Origin of the sequence: Citrobacter sp. wls757, assembly GCF_005280935.1 — a bacterium.
Lineage (GTDB): Bacteria > Pseudomonadota > Gammaproteobacteria > Enterobacterales > Enterobacteriaceae > Citrobacter > Citrobacter portucalensis.
On record NZ_SZWU01000073.1, the window covers coordinates 1 to 1,069 of the forward strand.

Genomic DNA, 1,069 nt, shown 5'->3' on the forward strand with positions numbered 1-1,069 from the left:
GTCGCCTCGCGGCGGGGGAAAACACTCTTTTTTCATCCCCCTCCTTCTCTTTTCCACTGCTATTGATTTAACAAATGGTGCGTTTAACCATCAAAATACATTCACATGGTGAATGTGCAGCCTTAAAAACGCACATTTTGCAAAATCAAGCATCTACATGATTTAATTAAATTTATTTTGCATAAGCTGTTTGGAATGCTCTTTTTAATTCCATTGAGTTATAAAAAATCATTTTCTTAACACTCAAAACCCAATGAAACAATTAGCGTGGTATTAATTTATCGGGTTATTAGTGTATACTTGATTTTGTGATGAGGGTCACGAAACACAGACCCCAATAAAAGAATTCGACGAGGTAAATATCATGAAAATCAAAACTACTATTGCAACCTTAAGCCTTCTTTCTGTTCTCTCCTTCGGTGCAAGCGCCGCAGTTACTCAGGTGAACTCACAAGAAGCACAGAATCTGCAATCCATCGGTAGCGTCTCCGTCTCTCAGATCGGTAGTTCACCAATGGACATGCGTCAGGCCATCGCCGCTAAAGCTGAAAAAGCAGGCGCCAGCAGCTATCGCGTCACCGAACTCCGTGAAGGTGCTCACTGGCACGCTACTGCAGAACTCTACAAATAAACCCTCGTCGTCTAAGTCCGACGACTTGCCCCCGCCTGCCGGGGGCTTTTTTATGTCTTACATTGAGTGACGAACGTTAAAACGCAACTGCCCTTCCAGCTCTTCTTCCGCTTCATCGAACAATAAAATCAACGCGCCGTATCGCCTGCGCAGCTTGTCCGGTAAATGGACAAATTCAATCTCCAGCGGCAGCGGCAAGACTTCCCCGATCACCACCTCCCACAGAGAATCCAAATCAACAACCTTTTCCCGGGCCAGACCGAATGTGCGGGTGAACTCGCGGTAGAAATCGCCCTGATCTTCTATCTCGTCAAAATCAAATGTATAGATGTTCATCTATAGCCACCATCCCGACGCCAGCTACTCTACAGACCGCCAATATCCAGGGGTCTCTCGCATTTTCAGGTAAGTATAGCCATAAAAAAACCGACGCTTTTA

Annotated in this window: 2 protein-coding genes; one reads left to right on the top strand and one right to left on the bottom strand. The window is 45.3% G+C overall.

The window, feature by feature from the left end:
• The first annotated feature begins 364 nt into the window (after positions 1-364).
• A complete protein-coding gene (gene yhcN, locus FDW94_RS20175) occupies positions 365-631 on the top strand; it encodes a peroxide/acid stress response protein YhcN (protein WP_003828812.1) in 267 nt (88 codons plus the stop codon).
• Positions 632-688: 57 nt separating this feature from the next.
• On the opposite strand, the gene FDW94_RS20180 is transcribed toward yhcN, so the two are convergent.
• Positions 689-967, bottom strand: a complete 279-nt coding sequence (locus FDW94_RS20180) for a hypothetical protein (protein WP_003025168.1) — start codon at positions 965-967, stop codon at positions 689-691.
• Between the last annotated feature and the right edge of the window lie 102 nt (positions 968-1,069).

Excerpts from the sequence above, each read along its gene's own strand:
- yhcN (WP_003828812.1), top strand. The coding sequence starts at position 365 with ATGAAAATCAAAACTACTATTGCAACCTTAAGCCTTCTTTCTGTTCTC.
- FDW94_RS20180 (WP_003025168.1), bottom strand. The coding sequence starts at position 967 with ATGAACATCTATACATTTGATTTTGACGAGATAGAAGATCAGGGCGAT.